Below are 25,921 nucleotides of genomic sequence, written 5' to 3' on the forward strand. Positions count from 1 at the left end.
TCGCGGTTCGCGGCTCAGTGGGTGGGGCGCGGGCGCAGTCCCTGCATACCGCCGTCGACGGCCAGGGCGCTGCCGGTGACGCAGGAGGCGGCCGGGCTCGCCAGATACGCGATGGCGGCGGCCACCTCGTCGGCGGTGACCAGCCGTCCCAGGGGCTGGCGGGCCCGCAGCGCCGCCCGCTCGGCCTCCGGGTCCTCGGCTCCGGCGAGCAGCCGGGCCACCCACGGGGTGTCCGCCGTGCCCGGGTTGACGCAGTTCACCCGGATCCCCTCGGCCACGTGGTCGGCGGCCATGGCGAGGGTGAGGGAGAGCACCGCGCCCTTGGCGGCGCTGTACAGGGCGCGCTGGGGCAGCCCCGCGGTGGCGGCGATCGAGCAGGTGTGGGTGATCGAGACGTGGCCGGGCCGCTCCCGGGCCGCGAGGCGCAGATGCGGCAGCGCGTGGCGGGCGACGCGGACCATGCCGAGGACGTTGACGTCCAGGACGCGGTGCCACTCTGCGTCGTCGTTGTCCTCCACGGTGCCGGTGGCGCCGATCCCGGCGTTGGAGACGAGTGTGTGCAGGGCGCCGAACTCCCGCGCGGCCCGGCCCACCGCCTCCCGTACGCCCGTGTCGTCGGTGACGTCGGCCGCCAGGGCGAGGGTGCCGTGCGGGGCGCCCTCGACGTCCCGGTCCAGTACGGCGACGCGGGCGCCCCGGGCGACGAGCAGCCCGGCGGTGGCCGCGCCGATCCCGGAGGCGCCGCCGGTGACCAGTGCGGCCATTCCGGCGAAGTCCCGGGGGGCCGCGCCGGATGCGGTGAACTCCCGCGGGGTGCTCATGAGATGACCTCCTGGGCCGGGCGGCGGGCCCGCCACCGGGGTCCGTCCGGGTAGCGGTAGGCGGCGATCGACTCGGGGCGCATCCGGGCCGAGAAGCCCGGGGCGCGGGGGGCCCGGTAGCGTCCGGCCTCGATGACGGCCGGGTCGGTGAAGTGCTCGTGGAGATGGTCGACGTACTCGATGACCCGGTCCTCGCGGGTGCCGGAGACGGCCACGTAGTCGAACATGGCCAGGTGCTGGACGAGTTCGCACAGGCCCACGCCGCCCGCGTGCGGGCAGACGGGGACGCCGTACTTGGCGGCGAGCAGCAGGATCGCCAGGTTCTCGTTGACACCGGAGACCCGGGCCGCGTCGATCTGTACGAAGTCGACCGCGCCGGCCTGGAGGAGCTGCTTGAACACGACCCGGTTGGCGACGTGTTCCCCGGTGGCGACCTTCACCGGCTGCCCGGCCCGTACGGCCGCATGCCCCAGGACGTCGTCGGGGCTGGTGGGCTCCTCGATCCAGTGCGGGGCGTACGGAGCGAGCGCGGCCATCCAGCGCAGCGCGTCCGGCACGTCCCAGCGCTGGTTGGCGTCGACGGCGATACGGACGCCGGGCCCGACCGCGGCGCGGGCGAGCCTCAGCCGCCGTACGTCGTCGTCGAGGTCGGCGCCGACCTTCAGCTTGATCTGCGCGAAGCCGTCCGCGACCGCCTCCTTGGCGAGCCGGACCAGCTTGGCGTCGTCGTAGCCGAGCCAGCCGGGCGAGGTGGTGTAGGCGGGGTAGCCCTCGGCGCGCAGCAGCCGGGCCCGCTCGGCGCGGCCCGGTTCGGCGGCGCGCAGCAGATCGAGCGCCTCCTGCCGGGTCAGTACGTCGGTGAGGTAGCGGAAGTCGACGAGGGAGACCAGCTCCTCGGGCGTCATCGTGGCCAGGAACTCCCAGACGGGCACCCCGGCGGAGGTCGCGGCCAGGTCCCAGGCGGCGTTGACGACCGCCCCGGCCGCCATGTGGATGACGCCCTTCTCCGGGCCGAGCCAGCGCAACTGCGAGTCATGGGTGAGGTCGTGGTGGAGGGCGGCGAGGTCGGCGGCGTACCTGGGCGCCGGGCGGCCCACCACGTACGGCCGCAGCGCCTCGATGGCGGCGGCGGTCACCTCGTTGCCCCGGCCGATGGTGAACACGAAGCCGTGGCCCTCGGTGCGGGCCGGGCCGTCGGTGCGCAGCACCACATAGGCGGCCGAGTAGTCCGGGTCGGGGTTCATCGCGTCCGAGCCGTCGAGCTGCTCCGAGGTGGGGAAGCGGATGTCGTATACGTCGAACCCGGTGACACTCGGCCTCATGCACGCCCCCTGTGGCTGAGTCCCGTCTGAAGAACTCTTGCGACGAACTTCTGCTCGAACATCCGACCTCTCATCCGACCTCGCAGGGTCATCCGATGTATGGGGATGTATAGCGCCGCAAGAGCGCCACAGTCCAGGGTCGGGACGGAACTTTTCCGCGCACAGCTCGGATGAATCACGAGAGAGATCGCGCTGTGCCCCGGCTGCTGCCCGTTCATGCGGGGATCACTCCGGCGTGGACCGTGCCGTGCACGGGGGCTGCGGCGGGGTAGTGCTGAAGCCGTAAGGTTGGGGCGTACGCAAGAGAACTTCGGAGGGAGGCACTGGGTGATCGAGCTGGAGGGAGTTCCCGAGCTGGTCGACCCGGTCATGATCGCCGCGTTCGAGGGCTGGAACGACGCGGGCGACTCCGCCTCCTCAGCCGTCGCTCACCTGGAGCGCGAGTGGAAGGGCGAGGTGTTCGCCGCCCTCGACGCGGAGGACTACTACGACTTCCAGGTCAACCGGCCGACGGTGTTCCTGGAGGGCGGGGTCCGCAGGATCACCTGGCCCACCACCCGGCTCTCGGTCGTCCGCGTCGGCGGCGACAAGCCGCGCGACCTGGTCCTGGTGCGCGGGATCGAACCGTCGATGCGCTGGCGCTCGTTCTGCAACGAGATCCTCGGTTTCGCGCACGAGCTGGGCGTGGAGATGGTGGTGATCCTGGGCGCGCTGCTCGGCGACACCCCGCACACCCGTCCGGTGCCGGTCAGCGGGGTCACCTCCGACCCGGACCTGGCCCGCACGATGGACCTGGAGGAGACCCGGTACGAGGGCCCGACCGGCATCGTCGGCATCCTCCAGGAGGCGTGCACCCACGCGGGCGTCCCGGCGGTCAGCCTCTGGGCGGCGGTGCCGCACTATGTGTCGCAGCCGCCGAACCCCAAGGCCACGCTCGCCCTCCTCAACCGCCTGGAAGACCTCATCGACCTGCGCATCCCGCTGGGCGAACTGGCCGAGGACGCCCGGGCGTGGCAGCTCGGGGTGGACCAACTGGCGGCCGAGGACAGCGAAGTGGCCGAGTACGTCCAGACGCTGGAGGAGGCGCGGGACACCGCGGACCTGCCCGAGGCGTCCGGCGAGGCGATCGCCCGCGAGTTCGAGCGGTATCTGCGCCGCCGCGACGGCGGCCCCGGGCCCGGTGGACACGCCACGGACGGGGGCGAGTCCACGTCGTACCTCCGCGACACCAGCAGCGGCCGCACCCGGCCGCCGAGGCCGCCGCGCGAGCACCCTGAGGATCCAGCGGATCCAGCGGATCCCGCGGATCCGGGCGAGGGCACGGAGTCGTCGGAGGACTGAGCGGGAGTGAGCGGCCGGGGGTGCCCGGGGTCCTGTGCGCACCCGGTGCGGAGCGCCTGCGGAGGGGAGCGGCAGCGGCCATGACGGACCAGGTACTCCCGGGCCGGCACACGCCGGTCGGCACCGGCCGGGCCGAGCGGTACTGGGACGAGCTCACGCCGTACCCCCCGGAACTCCCGCCGAGGCTCCGGCTGTTCGTCGCGGGGGCGTGGCGCGACCTCAACGATCCGGCGCCGGAGCTGCGACGGGCGGTGCACGCCGCCTTCGCCGGGGGGCGCCCGGACGTTCGCGTCTGGTTCTCGGACGGCGAGGTCGTCGGCCTCGTCGTGGCGGGCTGACCGCCCCCCGGCGCGGAGGAAACCCGACGCGGAACAAAAGCGCCGCAGAAGAAAGGCGCCGGTGGGCAGTGCCCGACCGGCGCCTTGCGCGGAGTTCTCGCGCGCGGTTCCTACAGGGCCACGCCGAGCAGCGCGTCGACGGCGCGTGAGACCACGCCGGGCGCGCCCTCGTCCGTACCGCCCCCGGTCCGCTGGAGCTCGGCCCAGCGGTCCACGGCGAGGAGCGCCTTCGGGGCGTCCAGGTCGTGGGAGAGGGCGTCGCGGATCTCCTCGACCAGCGCGTCCGCGGACGGCCCGTCGGGGCGGGAGACGGCCGCGCGCCAGCGGCCCAGCCGCTCCAGGGCGTCCTGGAGGACCTGGTCGGTCCACTCCCAGTCGGCGCGGTAGTGGTGCGAGAGCAGCGCGAGGCGGATCGCCGCCGGGTCGACGCCGTCGCGGCGCAGCTTGGAGACGAAGACCAGGTTGCCCCGGGACTTCGACATCTTCTCGCCGTCGAGCGCGACCATGCCGGCGTGGACGTACGCCTTGGCCATCGGGAACTCGCCGGTGAGCGCCTGGGCGTGGGAGGCGCCCATCTCGTGGTGCGGGAAGGCGAGGTCGGAGCCGCCGCCCTGCACGTCGAAGCCCATGCCGAGGTGCTCCAGGGCGATGGCGACGCACTCGATGTGCCAGCCCGGCCGGCCTCGGCCCAGGCTCGCGCCGTCCCAGCTCGGCTCGCCCTCGCGGGCGGCCATCCAGAGCATCGGGTCGAGCGGGTTCTTCTTGCCGGGGCGCTCGGGGTCGCCGCCGCGCTCGGCGGACAGGTGCCGCATCGTCTCGGCGTCCAGGCCGGAGACCTGCCCGAAGTGGGCGTCGCTCTCCACCGAGAAGTAGACGTCGCCGTCGAGTTCATAGGCGGCGCCCGCGTCCCGCAGCCGCTCGACGAGCGGCACGATGCCGGGTATCGACTCGACGGCTCCGATGTAGTGCTTCGGGGGAAGCATCCGCAGGGCGGTCATGTCCTCGCGGAACAGCGCGGTCTCGCGCTCGGCGAGCTCGGTCCAGTCGTGCCCGTCGCGGATGGCCCGCTCCAGGAGCGGATCGTCGACGTCGGTGACGTTCTGGACGTAGTGGACCTGCCGCTTGGTGTCGAGCCACACGCGCTGAACGAGGTCGAACGCGTTGTAGGTCGCCGCGTGACCCAGATGGGTCGCGTCGTACGGGGTGATGCCGCAGACGTAGATACGGGCGACGGGACCGGGGTCAAGGGTGACAAGACCGCCGGTCGCGGTGTCGTGGATCCGGAGGTCGCGGCCCTTGCCGGGCAGGGCGGGGACCTCAGAAGCGGGCCAGGCATGCATGTCATGAGCGTAACCGGATGCACGCTCCATATTCGAACCGGATGTGCGCTCTTGGCCGAATACGGGGTCTTGCGCGGACCCGGACCACCGTGCATGTACCCCGCTTGTCCCGTTACGTCACCGGCACCGGGACTACACCGGTGGCCAGGGAATCGGCGGCCACTCGCCCGACGGGCTGCGGTGCACCCCGTCCGCCAGCAGGCCCGCCACCCGCTCCCGGAGCGCGTCGAGCTCGGCGGCGGTGATCAGCTCCGCCAGTCGGGTGGCCAGCGGCTCGCCGGCGGCCAGCGCGGCCGCGAGCCGGGTCAGGGCCGCCACCGCCTCCTCGGTCAGCGGTTCGCCCGCCCACCCCCACAGCAGCGTGCGCAGCTTGTCGTCGACGTTGAAGGTGACCCCGTGGTCGATGCCGTAGAGGCGGCCGCCCTCGGCGGGCAGCAGATGGCCGCCCTTGCGGTCGCCGTTGTTGATCACGGCGTCGAGCACGGCGAGCCGGCGCAGCCGCTCGTCGTCGGCGTGCACCAGGAGCGCCGTACGGCCCTCCCCCACGTCCGCGAGCCCGACCGCCTTCCAGCCCTCGCCCGGCTCCTCGCCGTCGACGAGCCCGAGCAGGCCGTCCTCCTCGGGCTCCCCTTCGAGCGGCTCGATCCACAGCTGGACCATGCCCTCGCCGTACGGCCCGTCGCGCAGCACGGTCGGCGGCACCAGGTCCCAGCCCAGTGCGGCGCCGACCTCGTAGGCGGCGACCTCGCGCTGGGCGAGCGTGCCGTCCGGGAAGTCCCACAGGGGGCGCTCCCCGGCGACCGGCTTGTAGACGCAGTGCGCGTTCTCGCCCTCGTACGAGACGGAGCAGTAGAGCACCGCGTTGGAGGCCTCGCGGATCCGGCCGCGCACGGTGAGCTCGCCCTTGGCCAGCAGTTCCACCGCCGTCAGGCTCCCCGTCGGTATCCGTTCTGGCGCGGGCATACATGTCCTTCCGGGTCGAGCGGCAGGCTGCACAGCGGGCACGGCGGGCGGCCCGCGTTGACCACGTCCAGGGCGCGCTTGGCGAAGGCGCGGGCCTGGGCGCCGGTGAGGCGCACCCGCAGCATCGGCGGGCCGTTCTCGTCGTCCTGGAGCAGCCGCTCCTCGGCCTCCGCGAGGTCCTCCTCGGAGTCGGCGTCGAGCTCGACCAGGGCCTGCGCCTCGATCACCATGCGCTGTTCCTCGCCGTCCCAGGCGAGCGCCATGGTGCCGACCCGGAACTCCTCCTCCACCGGCGAGTCGAGCGGCGCGGTGTCGGTGACGTCGGCCGGGGCGACCGCCGGGACGGGCGCGTTGCCGCCGGTGCGCCGCACGACCTCGTCGAGGAGTTCGTCGATCCGCTCGGCGAGGGCCGCGACCTGGGTCTTCTCCAGGGCGACGCTGGTGGTACGGCTGCCCTCGGACGCCTGGAGGAAGAACGTACGGCGTCCGGGCAGCCCGACCGTACCGGCCACGAAGCGGTCCGGTGGGTCGTAGAAGAACACCTGACGGGACACGTCCTGGTCTCCCTATGTCGGATTGAGCGGTGGGTGCGGGCCCGCCGGGGCGGAGCTCGGTGTTTTCGGCCCGTCCACCCTACTGCGCCCGGCGATCACGGTGCTCCCGCGCCACCCCCGACCACCGCCTCGCTCGCCGCGGCCGACTCCTGCCCGGCCTCCTTGGACTCCTTCGGCGCCAGCGAACCGAGGTCTCCGGTCTCACCGAGGCGCACCAGGAACGGGCGCAGCCGGGTGTAGCGGATCGCGGTCAGGGAACACGGTTCCACCGAGATCCGCTGAAAGAGGTCCAGATGCATTCCGAGGGCGTCGGCGACGACCGACTTGATGATGTCCCCGTGCGAGCACATCACGAACACGGCGTCCGGGCCGTGCTCGGCCTCCACGCGCGCGTTCCACTCGCGTACCGCCTCGACGGCCCGCCGCTGCATGGCCGGCATCGACTCGCCGCCGGGGAAGGCCGCGGCCGAGGGGTGCTGCTGCACCACCTCCATCATCGGGTCCTCCATGAGCTCGGCGAGCTTGCGGCCCGACCAGTCGCCGTAGTCGCACTCGCTGATGCGCTCGTCGGTGTGGAGCGCGAGCCCGGGCCGCGCGTCGAGCAGCGGCCGCAGGGTCTCGCGGCAGCGCTCCAGCGGGCTGGAGACGACGGCGGCGAGCGGCAGTCCGGCGAGCCGGGCGGGCAGCGCGGCGGCCTGGGCGGCTCCGCGCTCGTCCAGCAGCACCCCGGGAGTGCGCCCGGCCAGCTGGAGACGACGGCGGCGAGCGGCAGTCCGGCGAGCCGGGCGGGCAGCGCGGCGGCCTGGGCGGCTCCGCGCTCGTCCAGCAGCACCCCGGGAGTGCGCCCGGCCAGCACGCCCGAGGTGTTGGCGGTGGAGCGTCCATGACGTACGAGGATCAGCGTGGCCATGTCCGCCAGCGTAGGCCGAGCGGCGCGAGCGGGTGCGGCGGGTACGGGTTCGCGGAAGAATGCGCGCCGTGATCGTCGACTGCGCCATCTACCGCGACGGCCGCCGCACCGAGGGCCCGCCGGACTACTCCGCCGCCCTGGCGGAGGCCCGGGCGGCCGGGGACGCCTTTGTGTGGCTGGGCATGTACGAGCCGACCGAGGACGAGTTCGACCTGGTCAGCAGCGAGTTCGGGCTGCACGCGCTGGCGGTCGAGGACGCGCTGACGGCCCATCAGCGACCCAAGCTGGAGGTGTACGACGACTCGCTGTTCGTGGTCCTCAAGCCGGTGACGTACGAGCCGGAGAGCGACACCGTCAGCACCGGCGAGCTGATGCTGTTCATCGGCGACTCGTTCGTGGTGACGGTCCGGCACGGCGAGGGCGCGCCGCTGCACGATGTGCGCATGCGTCTGGAGGCCGAGCCCGAACTGCTCAGGCACGGCCCGACGACCGTCCTGTACGTGGTGAGCGACGCCGTCGTGGACCACTACACGGAGGTGGCCGCCGAGCTCCAGACGGACCTGGAGGAGCTGGAGGCCGAGGTCTTCGCACCGGTCGGCCGCGAGGGCAAGGGCCGCGCCCCGGGCAACGGGGGCACGGTCGCGTCCCGGATCTACACCTTCAAGCGGCAGGTCCTGGAGTTCCGCCGGGCGAGCGGCCCGCTGGCGGAGCCGATGCAGCGGCTCTCGGGGGCGGGGGTGCCGTTCGTGCACGACAAGGCGCAGCCGTTCTTCCGCGATGTGAGCGACCACCTCATCCGCGCCAACGAAGGCGTGGAGGGCCTGGACCGGCTGCTCTCGGACATCCTCTCCGCCCATCTCGCGCAGATGGGCGTGCGGCAGAACGACGACATGCGGAAGATCTCCGCGTGGGCGGCGATGGCCGCGGTGCCGACGATGGTCGCGGGGATCTACGGCATGAACTTCACGCACATGCCGGAGCTGGGATGGATCTGGGCGTATCCGGCGGTCCTGGTGCTGATGGCGGCGCTCGAAGTGGTGCTGTACCGCACGTTCAAGCGCCGCGGCTGGCTCTGAGAGGGCGGTCTACGCGTACTCGGGCGCCGGGGCCGCCGGTCCGCCCAGCGCGTCGCGGTGCTCGGGCATCGACAGGGTGACCATCCGCCGCCAGCCGGCGGTCCGTTCGTAGGCGTACACGCCGTGGATCCCGGCCGCCAGCACCGCGGACTTGGCCTTCGGCCAGCCGAGGATTCGGCCCATGTGCGCCATCACGGCGAGGCTGACGTCCCGGTAGACGCGGATCTCGGCGAGCGCGCACTCGCGCAGCACCCGCTGGATGGTGCGACCGTGCCCCGCGTACGCCAGGCGCAGCAACTCCTCGTGGCAGTAGGCGAGGTGGTTGTCCTCGTCGTTGCTGATCATCCGGATCGCCCGGCCGATCTCGGGGTGGTCCCCGAAGTACCGGACCAGCATCACCATCTGGTCGGCGGCCCGCTGCTCGGTGACCCGGCTGTGCGAGAGGTAGGTGACGATGTCCTGCTCGGTGAGCGGCCGCTCCGCGCGCAGCCGTTCATGGGCGAGCCCGATGCCGTGGCGCTCCAGCAGCATCGTGTAGTCGGTCTCGGCCGGCACCGGGACCGGGGTGAGGCCGCGCTTCTTGAGCAGCGCGTGGAAGATCCGGCCGTGCTTGTCCTCGTCGGCGCCGTGCCGGGCGATCTTGGGGGCGAGGTCGCGCTGTTCCGGGGGGACCAGAGCGGAGATACGGCCGTTCTCCCAGCCGCCCTGGGACTCGCCGCTGGCCGCGATCGAGCAGAAGAGCCGGAACGACTCGTCGTGGTCGAGGATCTCCTGGAACAGGCTCTTGGCCGAAAGCATTGCCGTACCTCCGCATGACTCCCGTACACACATCTGCAAAGAGCAAGTCAATTGCTCAGGACAGAACGGGGCAACAGGGGTGCCTTCCGACTGGGCCGAACGAAGGAACGCGCCGGGGTGTGTCCGCCCGTAACCCACCCGGCGCACGGCGCGTTGTTGGGGGTGACGGCCGTGGCGGGGAAGACCCCCCGAGCCCCCACCACGGCCGCAGACTTCCCCCACCACGGCCGCAGACTTCCCCTCGCGCCCCCCCCGCTACGCCAGACCGGCGTGCTCCAGCGCCTCGGTGCCCGCGCGCAGGGCCGCGACGCGCTCGTCGAGCGTGAAGCCGGCCGGGGCGAGGGTGAGCGTGGTGACCCCGGCGGCGGCGTAGGCCCGCATCCGGTCGGCGATGCGCTCCACCGAGCCGAGCAGCGTGGTGGAGTCGATGAGCTGCTGCGGGATGGCGGCGGCCGCGCCCGCCTTGTCGCCGGAGAGGTACTTGTCCTGGATCTCGGCGGCCTCCTTCTCGTACCCCATGCGCCGCGCGAGCTGGTTGTAGAAGTTCTGCTTGCGGCTGCCCATGCCGCCCACGTAGAGCGCGGTGTACGGGCGGAACATGTCGGCCAGCGCGCCGACGTCGCCGTCCGCGCCGAGCGCGAGCGGCAGCGTCGGGCAGATGTCGAAGCCCTCCAGCGTCTTGCCCGCCTTCTCGCGGCCCGCCCGGATGTGGCGGATCGCGGTGTCCTCCAGGTGGTCGGCGGAGGGGAAGATCAGCAGCGCACCGTCGGCGATCTCACCGGTCTGCTCCAGGTTCTTGGGGCCGATCGCGGCGATGTAGAGCGGGATGTGCTCGCGCTCGGGGTGGACGGTCAGCTTGAGCGCCTTGCCGGGGCCGTCGGGCAGCGGCAGGGTCCAGTGCTCGCCCTCGTACGAGAGCCGCTCGCGGGTCATCGCCCGGCGGACGATCTCGACGTACTCACGGGTGCGGGCCAGCGGCTTGTCGAACTTCACGCCGTACCAGCCCTCGGAGACCTGCGGGCCCGAGACGCCGAGGCCGAGGCGGAAGCGGCCGCCGGAGAGCGAGTCCAGGGTGGCGGCGGTCATCGCCGTCATCGCGGGCTGGCGGGCCGGGATCTGGAGGATCGCGGAGCCGACGTCGATGCGCTCGGTCTGGGCGGCGACCCAGGCCAGCACGGTGGGCGCGTCCGAGCCGTAGGCCTCGGCGGCCCAGCAGACGTCGTAGCCGAGCCGGTCGGCCTCCTGGGCGACGGCGAGGTTGTCGCCGTCCATTCCGGCGCCCCAGTAGCCGAGGTTGATCCCGAGCCGCATGGCGGTCCCCTTACTGATCAGTAACGTCGCTGTTCCGGGGACTCTAGCGCGCGGGCGGGCGGCACGGCAGGGCACCGGGACCCCAGTTGTCCACAGGGCCTCACCGGTCGCGGCCGTGGCCAGTAATCTCAGCGCCCATGGAGCAGAGGCACCTGGGCCGTACGGGCCTGCGCGTATCCCGGATCGGGCTCGGCACCCTCACCTGGGGCCGGGACACCGACGAGCACGACGCCGCCGATCTGTTGAAGGCGTTCTGGGAGGCCGGCGGCACGCTGGTCGACACGGCGGACGTGTACGGGGGCGGGGACGCCGAATACCTGCTCGGGCAGCTGGTGGAGCGGCTGGTGCCGCGCCGCGATCTGGTCATCTCCACCAAGGCGGGCAGCGTGCCCGACCCGGACCGGCGCTTCGACGCCTCGCGCGGCCATCTGCTCGCCGCGCTCGACGAGTCGCTGGAACGTCTCGGCACGGACTACGTGGACATCTGGCAGGTCCACGCGTTCGACACCCGGACCCCGCTCGACGAGACGCTCCAGGCCCTGGACATCGCGGTGAGCAGCGGGCGCGTGCGGTACGCGGGCGTGTCCAACTTCTGCGGCTGGCAGCTCGCCAAGGCCGCGACCTGGCAGTTGGGCGCGCCGGGCGTGCGCACCCGCCTCGCCTGTACGCAGATGGAGTACTCGCTGCTCCAGCGCGGGGTGGAGCGGGAGGTGCTGCCGGCCGCGCTCGACCTGGGGATGGGGCTGCTGCCGTCCTCGCCGCTGGGGCGCGGGGTGCTGACGGGGAAGTACCGCAACGGCACCCCGGCGGACTCACGCGGGGCCTCGGAGGCGCTGGCGCCGTTCGTGGCGCCGTATCTGGACGAGGCGGCGAGCCGGATCGTGGACGCGGTGGCGATAGCCGCGGACGGCCTCGCGGTGACGCCGCTGCACGTCGCGCTCGCCTGGGTCCGGGACCGGCCCGGAGTGGCCGCGCCGATCGTCGGCGCGCGCAACGCGCAGCAGCTCACGGCGGCATTGTCAGTGGAGGCGCTTAGTCTTCCAGACGAGATCTGCCGGGCGCTGGACGATGTGTCGGCGCCCGTGCACCGCTATCCCGACCAGGACTGGAGCACCTTGTGACCGCGCTTCCCCCGGGGCCGGCCCCCGGAACCCCGGCCGCAGACGCCTTCGGCGCCGAGAACGGTGTGGCCGAGGTGGCTGAGGCATCCGTCGCGGCTTCCGGCGCCACGAACACGCCCGAGGGCGCGGGGGAGGTTGCGGAGGACTCGGCTCCGGCCGCCGGGGAGACGGACGCGGACAGCACCGCCGAGGACGACACCGCACCTGAGGCGGACGACACCTCGGCCGAGGAGGCCGCCGCCGGGGGCGATGGTGGCGCCGCCGGGGCCGGGACCGGGACCGGGGACGGCTCCGCCGGGGCCGAAGGCGATGCCGATGCGACCGGAGACGGTTCCGCCGGGGCCGAAGACGGGGTCGCCGGGACCGGGGACGGCTCCGCCGGGACAGAAGGCGATGCCGCCGGGGCCGGAGACGGCTCCGCCGAGAGTGGTGGGGGCGCCGCCGGGGACGGTGTTGGTGGTGTGTCCGAGGCGCAGGCCGAGCTTGCCGCTCAGCGGGAGTTGCGGGCGCGGATCGAGGCGCGCAAGGCCGAGAAGGAGGGGCCCGTCGCGGCCGGGGCCAAGCTCAGCGGCCAGGCCGCCGACCTGCTCGCGGCCGTCCGGGCGGTCGAGAGCGGCGAGAAGCCGGGGGCGTCGTTCTTCGACTCCGCCCCGGCCCCGCGCCGCCCCGCACCGGTGCCGTCCGACCCCGCGCCCGTACGGACACAGGTGCCGCGGCCCGCGCGCGTGGCCGCCGGGCCGGAAGCGCTGGCCGCGGTGCGGGCCGTGCTGAGCGGCGGCGGCGCGCCGGACTCGCTGGCCCCGCAGGTCACGGACGCCCTGGGCGAGCAGGCGGCCGACGTGCTGCGCGCCGACCCCTGGCAGCTGCTCGCCGTGCCCGGGGTCCGCCCCGAGCAGGCCGACGGTTTCGCCCGGGCGCTCCTCGGCGCCGAGTGCGGCCCGGACGACCCGCGCCGGGCGGCCGCGCTGGTCGCGTGGACCCTGGAGCGCGCCTCGGTCCAGGGCCACACCGCACTGCCGATCGCGGCGGTGAAGGCGGCGCTGGCCGAGCGGTCGCTGCCGGACCCGGACGAGGCCGTACGGCAGGCGATCACCGAGGGTGTGGTGCTGGTCTTCCAGGACGGCGAGGCCGCGCTGGACGACGAACCGGCCGACACCGGGGAAGCCGCCGAGGAGGACGGGGCGGAGGAGACCGCCCCCGTCGAGGTGCTGCTCGGCCTCGACCGGTACGCGCTTGCGGAGGAGAGCCTCGCCGACGGTCTGGCCCGGCTCGCCAACGCCCCGGTGAAGGACGACGGTCGCGACTGGGCGGGCGCCGCCGGTGCCGCCCCCTCGCCGTCGGCCGCCGAGCTGATCAGGGCGGTGGCGGGCAGCGGCCTGGTCACCCACTCCGGCGGCGAGGCGGCCCGCGCCGAGTCGGCGGCCGTGGTCACCGCCGCGCACGGCCTCGGCCTGCGGGCGGCCGCGACCGCCCACACCCGGGACGGACGGCGCCGGCTCGCCGCGGCGGTGGGGGACGGGCGGGCGTTCACCGTGGCCGCGCTGCTCTCCGGGACCGAGGGCCCGGGCCGCGACGAGGACGGGGCGCTCGCCCTGGACGTGCTGGTCGTGCAGGACGCCCCGCAGCTGGACGTGGAGGGCGCGGCGATGCTCGTCGAGTCCCTGCCGGACGGCTGCCGTCTGGTGCTCGGCGGGGACCCGGAGCTGCTGGGTTCGGCGGGCGCGGGCCGGGTGTTCGCCGATGTGCTGGAGGCCCGGGCGGTGCCGCACGTGGCGTCGCGCACCCCGGACCCCGGCCCGATCGGCGAGCTGGTCTCGGGGATCGGCGCCGGTGAGCTCGGCCAGGTCGAGGCACCGGGCAAGGAGGTCGTGATCGTCCCGGTGCGGGACGCGGGCGAGGCGGTGCACCGCTGCGTCCAGCTGGTCGCCGACTCGGTGCCGCGCGCGATCGGGGTGCCCACCGAGCAGACCCAGGTCATCACGGTCGGCCACGGCGGCTCGGCGGGTACGCGGGCACTCAACGCGGCCCTGAAGCAGCGGCTCAACCCGGGCCCCGGCCGGTTCGCGGGCTTCGACCCGGGCGACCGCGTGGCGTACGCGGAGGCGCCCGGGCGCACTTCGGTGGGTGTGGTCGGCTCGGCGGGCCCGGACGGGCTGCACCTCGACTGCGGCGGCGAGCCCCTCGTCGTACCGAAGGAGCGGGTGGAGTCGGCGCTGCGGCACGGCTGGGCCCTGACCGCCCACCAGGCGGCCGGAACGCGCTGGCCGGCGGTCGTGGTGGTGCTGCCCGGGGACGCGGCGCAGGGGCTCAGCCGGTCCTGGGTCTACACGGCGTTCGGCCGCGCCGAGCGCCATCTGTCCGTGGTCCACGGCGTGGACCAGGCGCTCCCGCACGCGGTGGCCGAGGTGCCCGCCCCGGCGCGTACGACGCGGCTCACGCCCCTTCTGCAGGCCCTGCTGCGGACGCCCGAGGCGGAGTAGCCCCGGGCCCGCCGCAGGCCGACACACGACAGCCTCCGTGCCCGGAGGGGCCACGGAGGCTGTCGTGCGAGGCGCCGGGCGCCGAAGGCGGCGAGGCACCCAAGAGGTCAGGACGCCGAAGGCGTCAGAGCGCCCGAGGGGTCACGGCGTCCCCGAGAGGTCGTCCTCGTCCTCCAGCTCGTCCTCGTCGAAGACCGCGCTGACGTCGAACCTGCACACCACCCGCTGCGGATCCGCGTGGTCGAAGGGCGTACTGAGCCACTCCCCCGGCTCCGGCAGCTCGTCCGCCGCCGACACCCACAGCGTGGAGTCGCCCTCCTCCAGGCCGAACTCCTTGTGCCGGGAGGCGATCTCGTCCGGTTCGTACTCCCCGAAGAGCACGCCGAGCGCCGCGTGCACGCTCTTGCCGACCACGGCGGCGGCCCGGTCGTCCTCGGCCGAGTCCTCGGCCTCCGGGTCCAGGTCCGCGATCCGCTGGGCCTGGGCGAGCAGCCGCTGGGGCTCCACCACCGCGTAGTCGCGGCGGATCAGGACGCTCAGCGCGTTCGGCTCCTCCGGGCCCGTGTAGGGCGGCAGGGAGTCGTCGGCGCCCGGGATCTCGAAGGGGGTGACCTCGTCGTACCGGTCATAGAGCCGCTCGTCGTACGCCTCGGCAGCGGCCGCCAGGGCGTTGAACGCGTCGTACACGGCCGGATCGTCGTCCCCGGTGCGGCGTTCCACCGCCTCCAGGTGGCGGTCCAGCGCGGCTTTGACCGCGTCGGCGGCGGCACGTACCTCGGCAGCGGAGGGCTGCGCAGCATCAGACATAGTGCAGACGCTATCCGTACCGGGGCTCTGCCCGCACAATAGATGCGATGCCGGAATACGAATTTGTCGACGTGTACGTACCTCGCGGGGTGACTCGCAAGGAGGCCACACGTCTGCTGACCGACCACGCCGAGTACGGACACTGGGAGTTGGAGCGACTGAGTCTGCTGCGTGACGGCAGCCGCAGGGTGCGGCTGCGCAGGCGGATCATCCGCCAGCTGCGCGCCACATGGTGACGGACAGAGCGGTACAAACGGATCGGGCCCCGCGACTGCGGGGCCCGATCCGTTCTGTCTGGTTCCTGCCGCCGGGGGGCGGCTCCGCTCACGCGCCGGAGCGGGCCCGGCGGTAGAGCGTGGTTCCGGCGAGCAGCAGGCCCGCGCCGGCCGGGAGGGCGATGCCCACCGCGCTCGACCCGGTGTGCGCCAGCGCGCCGGCGGCCTGGGGGGCCGTCACGGTCTGGGTGCCCGGGGTGTTCGGACCGGCCGGGGTGCCGGGGGTGCCCGGGGTGTGCGGGTGCTGGCCCGGCTTGGTCCCGTGGATCGGCTTGACCGCGTCCCCGGGCTTGCCCGGGTGGTGCGGCGTGCCGGGGTGGTGGGGCTTGCCCGGGTGCTCGGTCCCGCAGTGCTCACCGGGCTTGCCGGGGTGACCCGGCTTTCCCGGGTGGCCCGGGTGCCCCGGCTTCCCCGGGTGACCGGGGTGGTGCGGGGGCTGGTGCCGGGCGTCGCCGGACACATTGGCGCAGTCGTTGCCGAACACCGGGTTGAGGGCCCCGATCACGGTGACGCCGTTGCCGCAGGCGTTGACCGGGACGTCGATGGGCGCCTGGACGCTGTTGCCGGAGCCGACGCCGGGCGAGTCGCTCGCGTGGCCGTGGGCCGTGGCACCGCCGCCGCCGTGGTGCGAACCGCCCTTGTTGGCGCAGGTGTTGCCCATCGCCGGGTTGAGCAGCCCGATGACGTTGACGGTGTTGCCGCACGCGTTGACCGGCACGTGCACCGGCGCCTGGACCGCGTTGCCGGACAGGACGCCCGGGGAGTCGGTCGCGGCGCCGTGCGCCTTGGAGTCGGCGTGTGCGTAGCCGCTGCCCATGGCGATCACGCCGGTGGCGGCGGCCATGGTGATCAGGCCTTTTCTGGTGACCTGTCGCATAGGTTGTTCCCTGCCTTCTACCTACCGGATGCTCCCGGACACCGTTGCGCCCGGGAGTGGGTGCCTGGCGGCCCCGGAGTACATGGCGCGCACTCCGGGGCCGCCGGGCTCAGACCCTCACGGGTTCAGGCTCGACGTCACTTGTTGACGCAGGTGTTGCCGAAGGCGGGGTTCAGCAGCCCGATCACCGAGATCGTGTTGCCACAGACGTTCACCGGGACGTGGACGGGCACCTGGATGACGTTGCCCGAGGCGACACCGGGGGAGCCCACAGCGGCACCCTGCGCACCCGCGTCGGCGACGGCGAGGCCCGCACCCGCGAGAACCAGACCACCAGTGACAGCCGCAGCAGCGACGACCTTCTTGATCATTACTTCCTCCTTGTTGGCAAAGGTGCGATCCCAGCCGCGGACCGCACACCCTGTAACGAGGGGGAAGTTATGGGGCTACGAGCTTATGAACGCATTCACTCTTTTCAGTCAACTACGCACGCCTGGGCGATTGTTGGTTTGTCGTTTCAGCAAAGTGGCCGTCACGAGGCCAGGGGTGCCGGGTTCGCCCGGCACCCCCGCACCTCCCCAGGTCAGGAGGCGTCGATGAACCGGTCGAGGACCCGTACGCCGAACTTCAGACCGTCCAGCGGCACCCGCTCGTCCACACCGTGGAACATCCCGGCGAAGTCCAGCTCCGGCGGCAGCTTCAGCGGCGCGAAGCCGAAGCAGCGGATCCCGAGGTCCGCGAAGGACTTGGCGTCGGTGCCGGCCGAGAGCATGTACGGCACGGCCCGCGCGATCGGGTCCTCGGCCACCAGGGCCGTCTGCATGGCGTCGACGAGCGCCCCGTCGAAGGTGGTCTCCAGCGCCTTGTCGGCGTGCACGTCCTCGCGCCGGACCCGGGGCCCCAGGATCCGGTCGAGGTCCGCGAGGAACTCCTCCTCGTACCCCGGCAGGAAACGGCCGTCGACGTGCGCGGTCGCCTGCCCCGGGATCACGTTGACCTTGTAGCCGGCGCCCAGCTGGGTCGGGTTGGCGGTGTTCTGGAGCGAGGCGCCGATGAGCTTGGCGATGCCGCCGAGCTTGGCCAGCGTCTCGTCCATGTTCTCCGGGTCGAGCTCGGTGCCGAGCGCGTCACCCAGCTCGTCGAGGAAGTGCCGCAGCGTCTTGGTGACGCGCACCGGGAACTTGTGCCGCCCGAGCCGCCCGACCGCCTCGGAGAGCTCGGTGATGGCGTTGTCCTTGTGGATCATCGAACCGTGCCCGGCGCTGCCGTCCACGGTCAGCTTCATCCAGTGCATGCCCTTCTGGGCGGTCTCCACCAGGTAGAGCCGCAGGTTCTCGTTGACGGTGAACGAGAATCCGCCGACCTCGCTGATCGCCTCCGTCACCCCCTCGAAGAGGTCGGGGTGCTTGTCGACGAGGTAGCGGGCCCCGTAGGTGCCGCCCGCCTCCTCGTCGGCGAGGAAGGCGAGCACGATGTCGCGCGGGGGCTTGCGGCCGCTGCGCAGCCGGTCCCGTACGACCGCGAGGGTCATCGCGTCCATGTCCTTCATGTCGACCGCGCCGCGCCCCCAGACGCAGCCGTCGGCGATCTCGCCCGAGAACGGGTGGTGCGTCCAGTCGTCGGCGTTGGCCGGGACGACGTCGGTGTGGCCGTGGATGAGCAGCGCGGGCCGCGAGGGGTCCTCGCCCTGGATCCGGGCCACTGTGGAGGCCCGCCCGGTGTGCGATTCGAAGATCTTCGGTTCGAGCCCCACCTCCGCGAGCTTCTCGGCCACGTACTCGGCCGCCGCCCGCTCGCCCGGACCGGAGTGGTCCCCGTAGTTGCTGGTGTCGATCCTGATCAGATCGCGACAGAGGTCGACGACCTCGTCCTCGCCGGTCACGCCCCGTGCCGCCTTCGAGTCGCTCACGCTGCTTCCTCCCGCTGCCGCTGCCGCTTCGTTGGGTCCACCTCATCCTCCCCCGCGCCCCCCGCGCGCCCAAGGGCGGCTTCCCGTCGACATACGACGTTCACGCAGGCCACGGGGGTGATCGAGCACCCCCAGATGTTTGCTATTGTTTTCCACGTCGGAACGGGCACGGCCCGCGAGACAGACACCTTGTCCGGGTGGCGGAATGGCAGACGCGCTAGCTTGAGGTGCTAGTGCCCTTTATCGGGCGTGGGGGTTCAAGTCCCCCCTCGGACACCACTTGAAAACCCCAGCTGAGCTGGGGTTTTCTTGTTTTGTGAAACGTAGGTCGTGCGGTGAGACGTAGGTCAGGGATCCCGGCCGCCCCGCTCCCCCAGCGGGACGGCATCGACCCGGTGCGGGTGCGGCTGCCGGACGACCCGGAGGGGGCCTGGAGGACGGTCCGGGAGCATCTGGTCGAGCGGTTCGAGGGCGCCGTCGGGGCAGCGCGGGTCGAGGAGATGGTGCGCGGCGGCAGGTTCCTGACCGTCGACGGACCCGTGGACGACGCGCTGGCGTACCGGCCGGGGATGTACGTCTGGTTCCACCGCGACTTCGCCCCCGAGGTGCCCGTGCCGTTCGGGATCGGGATCGTCCACCGCGACGAGCGGATCGTGATCGCGGACAAGCCGCACTTCCTGGCCACCACGCCCCGGGGGCGGCACATCACCGAGACCGCCGTGGCCCGGCTGCGGCGCGAGCTCGAACTGCCCGCGCTCCAGCCCGCGCACCGCCTGGACCGGCTGACCGCCGGTCTCGCCCTGTTCGTCGTACGGCCCGAGGACCGGGGCGCGTACCAGAACCTGTTCGCCGAGCGGCGGGTGCGCAAGGAGTACGAGGCGATCGCCCCGTACGACGCGGATGCGGCGCTGCCGGTGACCGTGCGCAGCCGGATCGTCAAGGAGCGCGGGGTGATCGCCGCGCGCGAGGAGGCGGGCGAGCCGAACGCCGAGAGCCGGATCGAGCTCGTAAGGCACCGGGGCGGGCTCGGCCGCTACCGGCTGCTTCCGGCCACCGGGCGCACCCATCAGCTGCGGGTCCATATGAACGCTCTCGGGCTGCCGATCCTCAACGACCCGGTGTATCCGGTGGTGATCGAGGAACCCGGCCCGGACGACTTCAGCCGTCCGCTGCAACTGCTCGCGAAGGTGCTGGAGTTCACCGATCCGGTGGACGGTCGGGAGCGGCGGTTCACCACTCGGCTGCGGCTGACCGAGTGGGAGTCGGACCGCTAGACATCGGACCAATAGGGGGCAGGGGAAGGGAAATCGGGGTTCCGGGGGTACCTCGGGCCCCCTACGACTACGCGGCCGCGCCCCCGGCCCTCCTCGATCGGGCACTGCGGATCAAGGCGGTCTGCGAGCGCCACGGCGTCCCGCTGCGGGCCGCCGCGCTCGCCTTCCCGCTGCGGCACCCGGCGGTGGCGAGCGTGCTGGTGGGCGCGCGCTCGGCGGCCGAGGTCCGGGACGCGGCCGAGCAGTTCGGGCAGCCGGTGCCGCAGGCGCTGTGGGAGGAGCTGGGCGTATGAGGGTCGCACTGCACACCAGGGTCCGGGCCGAGGGGATCGAGGCGTACGAGGACGCGCACCGGGAGGTCCCGGCGGAGCTGACAGCGGCGATCCGGGCCGCCGGGGCGACCGAGTGGACGATCTGGCGCAGCGGCAGCGAACTGTTCCATGTGATCGAGTGCGCCGACTACGCGCGGCTGCTGGCCGAGCTGGCGGAGCTGCCGGTGAACATCGCCTGGCAGACCCGGATGGCCGGCCTGCTGGAGGTCGTCCACGACTACTCCGGCCCGGGCGCGGAGGCCGGGCTGCCGGTGGTGTGGGAGCTGTGACGGCCGGGCCGGAGGCGGGCGCGCGGGTCGTCGACGCGCACCACCATCTGTGGGACCTGGCCGTCCGTGACCAGCGGTGGACCGCTGGGCCCGGACTCGCCCCGCTGCGGCGCTCCTTCACGCCCGACGAGCTGAGGGCGCGGGCCCGGGCCGCCGGGGTGGCCGCCACGGTGCTGGTGCAGACCGTCACCGCGGCCGAGGAGACCCCGGAGTTCCTGGCGCTCGCCGAGGACGACCCGCTGGTGCGCGGGGTCGTCGGCTGGACCGATCTCACCGCGCCCGGGGTCGCCGGCGAACTGGCCCGGCTGGCCGAACTGCCCGGCGGCGGCCGACTGGTGGGGATCCGGCACCAGGTGCAGGCCGAGCGCGACCCGCGCTGGCTGCTGCGGCCGGACGTGGGCGCGGGGCTCGCGGCGGTCGCGGACGCGGGCCTCGCGTACGACCTGGTGGTCCTCCCCCATCAGCTCCCGGCCTGTGTACGGGCCGCCGAGCGCCACCCCGGGCTCACCTTCGTGCTGGACCACCTGGGCAAGCCCCCGGTCGCCTCCGGCACGAGAGAGCCCTGGGCGTCGGCCGTCCGCGCGCTGGCCGCGCTCCCCAACACCGTCTGCAAGGTGTCGGGGCTGGTCACCGAGGCGGACTGGGCGCGGTGGAGCGTCGAGGATCTGCGGCCGTACGCGGACACGGTCCTGGAGGCGTTCGGCCCCGCGCGGCTGATGTACGGCTCCGACTGGCCGGTGTGCCTGCTGGCCTCCTCGTACGGTGGAGTCCTCGACACCGTACGGGAGTTGACGCGGGACCTGAGCCCGCACGAGCGGGCCCAGGTCCTCGGCTCCACGGCCGACCGCGTCTACCGGCTCAGTGGCCGCGCTTGATCCACTCGTCCAGGTGGGGCGACTCGGCGCCGATGGTCGTCGCGTCACCGTGGCCCGTCCGTACGACCGTCCCGGGCGGCAGCGTCAGCAGCCGGTCGCGGATCGAGTCGACGATGGTCGGGAAGTGCGAGAAGGACCGGCCGGTGGCGCCCGGTCCCCCGGCGAACAGGGTGTCGCCGGTGAACACCGTGCCCAGCTCGGGCGCGTACAGGCACACCGCGCCCGGGGCGTGGCCCGGGGTGTGGACGACCTCCAGGCGGGTGCCGGCGACCGACAGGGTCTGGCCGTCGGCCAGTTCGCCGTCGGGGGCGCGGTCCGGGTGGGTGAGCTTCCACAGCGGCAGGTCGTCGGGGTGCAGCAGCACCGGCGCCCCGGTGGCCTCCGCGAGCTCGGGGGCGGCGTCGATGTGGTCGTTGTGGGCGTGGGTGCACACGATCGCGCGCAGGGTGCGGCCGCCGAGCGCGGCCAGGATCGCCTGGGCGTCGTGGGCGGCGTCGACGACCACCGCCTCCTCGTCGTCGCCCACGATCCAGACGTTGTTGTCGACGTCCCAGACGCCCCCGTCGAGCGCGAAGGTGCCCGAGGTGACCAGGTGCTCGATACGGGCGGCCATCAGAACGCCACCACCGAGCGCAGCACATCGCCCTCGTGCATCCGCTCGAAGGCCTTCTCGACCTCGTCGAGCGCGATGGTCTCGGTGACGAAGGCGGCCAGGTCGATGCGGCCCTGCTGGTGCAGGTCGATCAGTACGGGGAAGTCCCGGGAGGGCAGGCAGTCGCCGTACCAGGAGGACTTGAGCGCGCCGCCGCGTCCGAAGACGTCGATGAGCGGCAGCTCCAGCTTCATGTCCGGGGTGGGCACGCCGACGAGGACCACCGTTCCGGCCAGGTCGCGGGCGTAGAACGCCTGCTGGTAGGTCTCGGGGCGGCCGACCGCCTCGATGACGACGTCGGCACCGAAGCCGCCGGTGAGGGAGCGGATCGCCTCGACGGCGTCCTGCGTGCGGGAGTTGACCGTGTGGGTGGCGCCCATGTTCTTGGCGGTGGCCAGCTTGCGGTCGTCGATGTCCACGGCGACGATCTTCGCCGCGCCCGCGAGCCGGGCGCCCACGATCGCCGCGTCCCCGACCCCGCCGCAGCCGATGACGGCGACCGAGTCGCCACGGCCCACGTTGCCGGTGTTGAGGGCGGCGCCGATGCCCGCCATGACGCCGCAGCCGAGGAGCCCCGCCACGGCCGGGGAGACCGACGGGTCGACCTTGGTGCACTGTCCGGCCGCGACCAGCGTCTTCTCGGCGAAGGCGCCGATGCCGAGCGCGGGCGACAGCTCGGTGCCGTCGGTGAGGGTCATCTTCTGCTTGGCGTTGTGGGTGTTGAAGCAGTACTGGGGGCGGCCGCGCAGACAGGAGCGGCACTGGCCGCACACCGCGCGCCAGTTGAGGATCACGAAGTCGCCGGGGGCGACGTCGGTGACGCCCGCGCCGACCGACTCAACCACACCGGCGGCCTCGTGGCCGAGCAGGAAGGGGAAGTCGTCGTTGATCCCGCCCTGCTTGTAGTGCAGGTCGGTGTGGCACACCCCGCACGCCTGGACCTTCACCACGGCCTCGCCGGGCCCCGGGTCCGGCACCACGATCGTCTCCACCCGTACGGGCTCGTTCTTCCCCGGTGCGATGACCCCTCGGACCTGCTGCGGCATGCGTGGACTTCCTTTCTGGCACCGCCGGTACGCGCGGACGCGTACGGGCGGAAATGTGTACGGGCCCGACCTCCGCACGTTACCTGGCGCACGCCGAAGGGCGGCACCCCGCGCCCGGGGTGCCGCCCTTCTCGTACCGCTGCTCCGTGCCCGCTACTTGGCCGCGAGCTCCCCGACCCGCTTGCGGACCAGGAACCAGCCGCCGACCAGCATGGCCAGGATGACGGGCAGGCAGTAGACGGTGGTGCGGCCGACGCCGCCGCCGTACCACATCAGGTACAGGACCGTGGCGAGGAAGACCAGCGTCACGATCTGGGTGTACGGGGCCCAGGGCAGCTGATAGGAGGGACGGGTGAGCTTGCCCTCCTGGGCGCGGCGCCAGAACAGCAGCGAGCAGATCATGATCATCGCCCAGGTGCCGAGGATGCCGATCGAGGCGAAGTTCAGCACGATCTCGAAGGCGTCGTCGGGCATCAGCTTGTTCAGGGCGACACCGGCGGCGCCGAAGGCGGCGGTCAGCAGGACACCGCCGTAGGGCACCTGGCCCTTGTTCATCCGGGCCGTGAACTTGGGCGCGGAGCCCGCCACGGCCATCGAGCGCAGGATGCGGCCGGTGGAGTACAGGCCCGAGTTGAGGCTGGAGAGCGCGGCGGTCAGGACCACCAGGTTCATCACTCCGGCCGCGCCCGGCACACCGAGCTTGTCCAGGACGGTGACGAACGGGCTCTGGTCGCCCGAGTACGCGGTGTACGGGAGGATCAGCGCGAGCAGGACGACCGAGCCGACGTAGAAGATGCCGACGCGCCACATGATCGAGTTGATCGCCTTGGGCAGGATCTTCTGCGGGTTCTCGGTCTCGCCCGCCGCGACACCGCAGAGCTCGACCGAGGCGTACGCGAAGACGACGCCCTGGACGACCAGGAGCATCGGCAGCGTGCCCATCGGGAAGATGCCGCCGTGGTCGGTGATGTTGGCCAGGCCCGGGGTGTTGCCGTCCACGCTGTGCTGGGTGGCGACCAGGTAGATGCCGACCAGCATGAAGGCGACCAGGGCCGCGACCTTGACGATCGCGAACCAGAACTCCATCTCGCCGAAGTACTTCACCGAGATCAGGTTGGCGGCGAGGACCACGGCCAGGGCGATCAGGGCGAGGACCCACTGCGGGATGTCGCTGAACATCGCCCAGAAGTGGGCGTAGGTGGCGGCGGCCGTGATGTCGGCCACCGCGGTGGTCGACCAGTTCAGGAAGTACAGCCAGCCCGCCGTGTAGGCGCCCTTCTCGCCCATGAACTCACGGGCGTAGGAGACGAACGCGCCGGAGGAGGGCCGGTAGAGCACGAGCTCGCCGAGGGCTCTGACGACGAAGAAGGCGAAGACGCCGCAGACCGCGTAGGCGATCGCGAGCGAGGGGCCCGCGCCCGCCATCCGGCCGCCGGCGCCGAGGAACAGGCCGGTGCCTATCGCGCCGCCGATGGCGATCATGTTGATGTGGCGGGACTTGAGGTCCTTGCTGTAACCGGCGTCACCGGCGTCGATGTGGGGGGTGCCCTGCGTCGGCGTCGCCGCCGTCGTCTCGGCCGCAGGCATGGTGCGGTCACTCATGTAGCTGTATCGCCTTCGTGAGGGGTCATGCGGTCGTGCGATACCGGGCAGTGCCGGTGCCGTCCCGGCTGTGGCCGGTGATGCGGGGTGAGTTCTGTGGGGTCACCGCGGCGTGGCTGATTCGGGACATGGTCGCGGCTCGACGGGGCATTTGGCAGTGGCCAATGTCACGTACGGGCAGATCTGTGATGAATCTGAGGTAAATCTGAGCTTTACGGGGCGAGGACGTCCAATTCCTTGAGGGCACCGACGGCGATCTCGCGGGTGAGTCTCTCGGCCCGTTCCGCGTCCCGCTCCCGGACCGCCTCGGCCACCTGGACGTGCAGGGTGACGGCCGCCGGATCGGGGTCCTCGAACATCACCTGGTGGTGGGTCCGGCCGGTCAGGACCTCGGCGACGACATCGCCGAGCCGGGCGAACATCTCGTTGCCCGACGCGTTCAGGACGATCCGGTGGAAGGCGACGTCGTGGACGAGATAGCCCTCCAGCTGGCGCCCGCGCGAGGTGGCGACCATCCCGAGCGCCTGCTCGGTGAGGGCGGCGCACTGCTCGGGGGTGGCGTGGTGGGCGGCGAGCCCGGCGGCGACCGGCTCCACGGCCGAGCGCAGCACGGTCAGCGAGCGCAGCTGGCGCGGCCGGTCGGCCCCGGCGAGGCGCCAGCGGATGACCTGGGGGTCGTACACGTTCCACTGCTCGGTGGCCCGGACCGTCACCCCGACCCGGCGCCGGGACTCGACCAGCTGCATGGACTCCAGGACCCGGATCGCCTCGCGGATCACGGTGCGGGAGACGTCGAAGCGCTGGGCGAGCTCGTCGCCGCGCAGCACGCTGCCGGGCGGGTACTCGCCTGCGGTGATCGCGCGGCCGAGGGTGTCGAGCACCTGTGCGTGCAGTCCCTGGGCCTGTGTGGTCATGGCCGTAAGGGTACGGGGCGGTGGGGTCCCGGCCGGACGGGCGCGCGGGGCCGCCAGCTAAAAAGTATTACTTATTCATCACGAGGTCTTGAATACGTCGCACCTTTTGGGTTTCAGTAGCGCGACGGACGGATGGCCGGAAACGACCCCCGCCCGGAACACATCGATGTCGACGAAGACAGCGAGGCACCGCTATGAGCACCCCCCACGTCGTCGTGGTGATGGGCGTGGCCGGCACCGGCAAGACCACGATCGGCCCCCTGGTCGCCGGGGCACTGGGCGTTCCGTACGCCGAGGGCGACGACTTCCACCCGGCGGCCAACGTCGCCAAGATGTCGGCCGGCGTCCCGCTGGACGACGGCGACCGGTGGCCCTGGCTCGACGCGATCGGGCAGTGGGCGCACGGCCGGGCAGGACTCGGCGGGGTGGTGAGCAGCTCCGCGCTCAAGCGGGCCTACCGCGACCGGCTGCGGGCGGCCGCCCCCGGTCTCGTCTTCCTGCACCTCACCGGCGACCGGGAGCTCATCGAGCGGCGGATGAGCGAGCGCCGGGGCCACTTCATGCCCACCGCGCTGCTCGACTCGCAGTTCGCCACCCTTCAGCCGCTCGACGCGGACGAGGCCGGAGTGGCCGTCGACGTCGCCGGAACCCCCGAAGAAATCACCGACCGGGCCGTCGCCGCGCTGCGCCGGCTCGCCAGCTAAGGACCACACC

At 72.7% G+C, this 25,921-nt stretch carries 25 protein-coding genes, 1 tRNA gene and 3 pseudogenes; 12 read left to right on the forward strand and 17 right to left on the reverse strand.

Features of this window, described 5'->3' with window-relative positions:
• Positions 1-14: 14 nt before the first annotated feature.
• Positions 15-821, reverse strand: a complete 807-nt coding sequence (locus tag A8W25_RS04580) for an SDR family NAD(P)-dependent oxidoreductase (RefSeq protein ID WP_067156078.1) — start codon at positions 819-821, stop codon at positions 15-17.
• The gene (locus A8W25_RS04585; RefSeq protein ID WP_067156080.1) at positions 818-2,143 is read right to left on the reverse strand and encodes an enolase C-terminal domain-like protein; all 1,326 of its coding nucleotides are present in this window, start codon (positions 2,141-2,143) and stop codon (positions 818-820) included. The genes A8W25_RS04580 and A8W25_RS04585 overlap by 4 nt, the downstream gene beginning before the upstream one ends.
• Positions 2,144-2,470: 327 nt before the next feature.
• Here A8W25_RS04585 and A8W25_RS04590 point away from each other — a divergent pair, with 327 nt between their 5' ends.
• Entirely contained in the window at positions 2,471-3,484 is a 1,014-nt protein-coding gene (locus tag A8W25_RS04590; RefSeq protein ID WP_067156083.1) for a PAC2 family protein, read from the forward strand.
• 80 nt (positions 3,485-3,564) lie between these two features.
• Positions 3,565-3,822: a hypothetical protein gene (locus A8W25_RS04595; RefSeq protein ID WP_067156086.1), complete on the forward strand. Its 258-nt coding sequence runs from the start codon at positions 3,565-3,567 to the stop codon at positions 3,820-3,822.
• 110 nt (positions 3,823-3,932) lie between these two features.
• On the opposite strand, the gene mshC is transcribed toward A8W25_RS04595, so the two are convergent.
• The 5 genes and pseudogenes from mshC to A8W25_RS33800 form a co-directional block, all read right to left on the reverse strand.
• Positions 3,933-5,162 (reverse strand): cysteine--1-D-myo-inosityl 2-amino-2-deoxy-alpha-D-glucopyranoside ligase, encoded by a 1,230-nt coding sequence (gene mshC / locus A8W25_RS04600; RefSeq protein WP_067156088.1) that lies wholly within the window; start codon positions 5,160-5,162, stop codon positions 3,933-3,935.
• Positions 5,163-5,294: 132 nt separating this feature from the next.
• Entirely contained in the window at positions 5,295-6,125 is an 831-nt protein-coding gene (locus A8W25_RS04605; protein ID WP_067156091.1) for an SCO1664 family protein, read from the reverse strand.
• Positions 6,089-6,679, reverse strand: coding sequence for a DUF3090 domain-containing protein (locus A8W25_RS04610; protein WP_067156093.1), 591 nt, complete (start codon positions 6,677-6,679; stop codon positions 6,089-6,091). Before A8W25_RS04610 ends, A8W25_RS04605 begins: the two co-directional genes overlap by 37 nt.
• Positions 6,680-6,774: 95 nt before the next feature.
• Positions 6,775-7,398: pseudogene (locus tag A8W25_RS04615) on the reverse strand (MSMEG_4193 family putative phosphomutase); the annotation flags it as partial.
• Between the two features lie 86 nt (positions 7,399-7,484).
• Positions 7,485-7,589 (reverse strand): annotated as a pseudogene (locus A8W25_RS33800) (phosphoglycerate mutase); the annotation flags it as partial.
• Between the two features lie 59 nt (positions 7,590-7,648).
• On the opposite strand from A8W25_RS33800, the gene A8W25_RS04620 reads away from it, so the two are divergent.
• On the forward strand, positions 7,649-8,665 hold the full coding sequence (locus tag A8W25_RS04620; protein WP_067156096.1) for a magnesium and cobalt transport protein CorA: 1,017 nt from the start codon (positions 7,649-7,651) through the stop codon (positions 8,663-8,665).
• Positions 8,666-8,674: 9 nt separating this feature from the next.
• On the opposite strand, the gene A8W25_RS04625 is transcribed toward A8W25_RS04620, so the two are convergent.
• Entirely contained in the window at positions 8,675-9,463 is a 789-nt protein-coding gene (locus tag A8W25_RS04625; RefSeq protein WP_067156099.1) for a ferritin-like domain-containing protein, read from the reverse strand.
• 255 nt (positions 9,464-9,718) lie between these two features.
• The gene (locus A8W25_RS04630) at positions 9,719-10,774 is read right to left on the reverse strand and encodes an LLM class F420-dependent oxidoreductase (protein ID WP_067156101.1); all 1,056 of its coding nucleotides are present in this window, start codon (positions 10,772-10,774) and stop codon (positions 9,719-9,721) included.
• Between the two features lie 137 nt (positions 10,775-10,911).
• On the opposite strand from A8W25_RS04630, the gene A8W25_RS04635 reads away from it, so the two are divergent.
• Both A8W25_RS04635 and A8W25_RS04640 read left to right on the forward strand, forming a co-directional pair.
• Positions 10,912-11,895 (forward strand): aldo/keto reductase, encoded by a 984-nt coding sequence (locus A8W25_RS04635; protein ID WP_067156104.1) that lies wholly within the window; start codon positions 10,912-10,914, stop codon positions 11,893-11,895.
• A 74-nt stretch (positions 11,896-11,969) separates the two neighbouring features.
• Positions 11,970-14,375 carry an ATP-dependent DNA helicase gene (locus A8W25_RS04640; RefSeq protein ID WP_234386174.1) on the forward strand — a complete coding sequence of 802 codons (2,406 nt, stop codon included), beginning with the start codon at positions 11,970-11,972 and terminating at the stop codon, positions 14,373-14,375.
• Positions 14,376-14,516: 141 nt separating this feature from the next.
• On the opposite strand, the gene A8W25_RS04645 is transcribed toward A8W25_RS04640, so the two are convergent.
• Positions 14,517-15,182, reverse strand: coding sequence for a hypothetical protein (locus A8W25_RS04645; protein ID WP_067156110.1), 666 nt, complete (start codon positions 15,180-15,182; stop codon positions 14,517-14,519).
• Between the two features lie 47 nt (positions 15,183-15,229).
• Here A8W25_RS04645 and A8W25_RS04650 point away from each other — a divergent pair, with 47 nt between their 5' ends.
• Positions 15,230-15,418: a DUF5703 family protein gene (locus A8W25_RS04650; protein ID WP_067156114.1), complete on the forward strand. Its 189-nt coding sequence runs from the start codon at positions 15,230-15,232 to the stop codon at positions 15,416-15,418.
• Positions 15,419-15,506: 88 nt separating this feature from the next.
• On the opposite strand, the gene A8W25_RS35535 is transcribed toward A8W25_RS04650, so the two are convergent.
• The 3 genes from A8W25_RS35535 to A8W25_RS04665 form a co-directional block, all read right to left on the reverse strand.
• On the reverse strand, positions 15,507-16,334 hold the full coding sequence (locus A8W25_RS35535) for a chaplin (RefSeq protein WP_067156117.1): 828 nt from the start codon (positions 16,332-16,334) through the stop codon (positions 15,507-15,509).
• Between the two features lie 137 nt (positions 16,335-16,471).
• On the reverse strand, positions 16,472-16,705 hold the full coding sequence (gene chpH, locus A8W25_RS04660) for a chaplin ChpH (RefSeq protein WP_067156120.1): 234 nt from the start codon (positions 16,703-16,705) through the stop codon (positions 16,472-16,474).
• Between the two features lie 212 nt (positions 16,706-16,917).
• Positions 16,918-18,243 (reverse strand): M20/M25/M40 family metallo-hydrolase, encoded by a 1,326-nt coding sequence (locus tag A8W25_RS04665; RefSeq protein WP_067156123.1) that lies wholly within the window; start codon positions 18,241-18,243, stop codon positions 16,918-16,920.
• Positions 18,244-18,434: 191 nt separating this feature from the next.
• Between A8W25_RS04665 and A8W25_RS04670 the strand changes: the two genes are divergently transcribed.
• The 5 genes and pseudogenes from A8W25_RS04670 (at position 18,435) to A8W25_RS04690 (ending at position 20,993) form a co-directional block, all read left to right on the forward strand.
• A tRNA-Leu gene (locus tag A8W25_RS04670) sits at positions 18,435-18,522 on the forward strand.
• A gap of 56 nt (positions 18,523-18,578) precedes the next feature.
• Positions 18,579-19,517 (forward strand): pseudouridine synthase, encoded by a 939-nt coding sequence (locus A8W25_RS04675; protein ID WP_067156126.1) that lies wholly within the window; start codon positions 18,579-18,581, stop codon positions 19,515-19,517.
• Positions 19,518-19,537: 20 nt separating this feature from the next.
• Positions 19,538-19,810, forward strand: a pseudogene (locus tag A8W25_RS04680) (aldo/keto reductase); the annotation flags it as partial.
• Positions 19,807-20,118 carry an L-rhamnose mutarotase gene (locus tag A8W25_RS04685; RefSeq protein ID WP_067156132.1) on the forward strand — a complete coding sequence of 104 codons (312 nt, stop codon included), beginning with the start codon at positions 19,807-19,809 and terminating at the stop codon, positions 20,116-20,118. The pseudogene A8W25_RS04680 and the gene A8W25_RS04685, both read left to right, overlap by 4 nt.
• Positions 20,115-20,993 carry an amidohydrolase family protein gene (locus A8W25_RS04690; protein WP_067156135.1) on the forward strand — a complete coding sequence of 293 codons (879 nt, stop codon included), beginning with the start codon at positions 20,115-20,117 and terminating at the stop codon, positions 20,991-20,993. The genes A8W25_RS04685 and A8W25_RS04690 overlap by 4 nt, the downstream gene beginning before the upstream one ends.
• Here the strand turns inward: A8W25_RS04690 and A8W25_RS04695 are convergent.
• The 4 genes from A8W25_RS04695 to A8W25_RS04710 all read right to left on the reverse strand — a co-directional run bounded on the left by A8W25_RS04695 (position 20,977) and on the right by A8W25_RS04710 (position 25,207).
• The gene (locus tag A8W25_RS04695) at positions 20,977-21,606 is read right to left on the reverse strand and encodes an MBL fold metallo-hydrolase (protein WP_067156138.1); all 630 of its coding nucleotides are present in this window, start codon (positions 21,604-21,606) and stop codon (positions 20,977-20,979) included. The genes A8W25_RS04690 and A8W25_RS04695 overlap by 17 nt on opposite strands.
• Positions 21,606-22,691 (reverse strand): S-(hydroxymethyl)mycothiol dehydrogenase, encoded by a 1,086-nt coding sequence (locus A8W25_RS04700; RefSeq protein ID WP_067156141.1) that lies wholly within the window; start codon positions 22,689-22,691, stop codon positions 21,606-21,608. The genes A8W25_RS04695 and A8W25_RS04700 overlap by 1 nt, the downstream gene beginning before the upstream one ends.
• Positions 22,692-22,844: 153 nt before the next feature.
• Positions 22,845-24,293, reverse strand: a complete 1,449-nt coding sequence (locus tag A8W25_RS04705) for an amino acid permease (protein WP_067156145.1) — start codon at positions 24,291-24,293, stop codon at positions 22,845-22,847.
• A 212-nt stretch (positions 24,294-24,505) separates the two neighbouring features.
• A complete protein-coding gene (locus A8W25_RS04710) occupies positions 24,506-25,207 on the reverse strand; it encodes a FadR/GntR family transcriptional regulator (protein ID WP_067156148.1) in 702 nt (233 codons plus the stop codon).
• 194 nt (positions 25,208-25,401) lie between these two features.
• Here A8W25_RS04710 and A8W25_RS04715 point away from each other — a divergent pair, with 194 nt between their 5' ends.
• On the forward strand, positions 25,402-25,911 hold the full coding sequence (locus tag A8W25_RS04715; protein ID WP_067156151.1) for a gluconokinase: 510 nt from the start codon (positions 25,402-25,404) through the stop codon (positions 25,909-25,911).
• Positions 25,912-25,921 lie beyond the last annotated feature (10 nt).

Origin of the sequence: Streptomyces sp. ERV7, assembly GCF_001653515.1 — a bacterium.
In the GTDB taxonomy this organism is placed as follows: domain Bacteria; phylum Actinomycetota; class Actinomycetes; order Streptomycetales; family Streptomycetaceae; genus Streptomyces.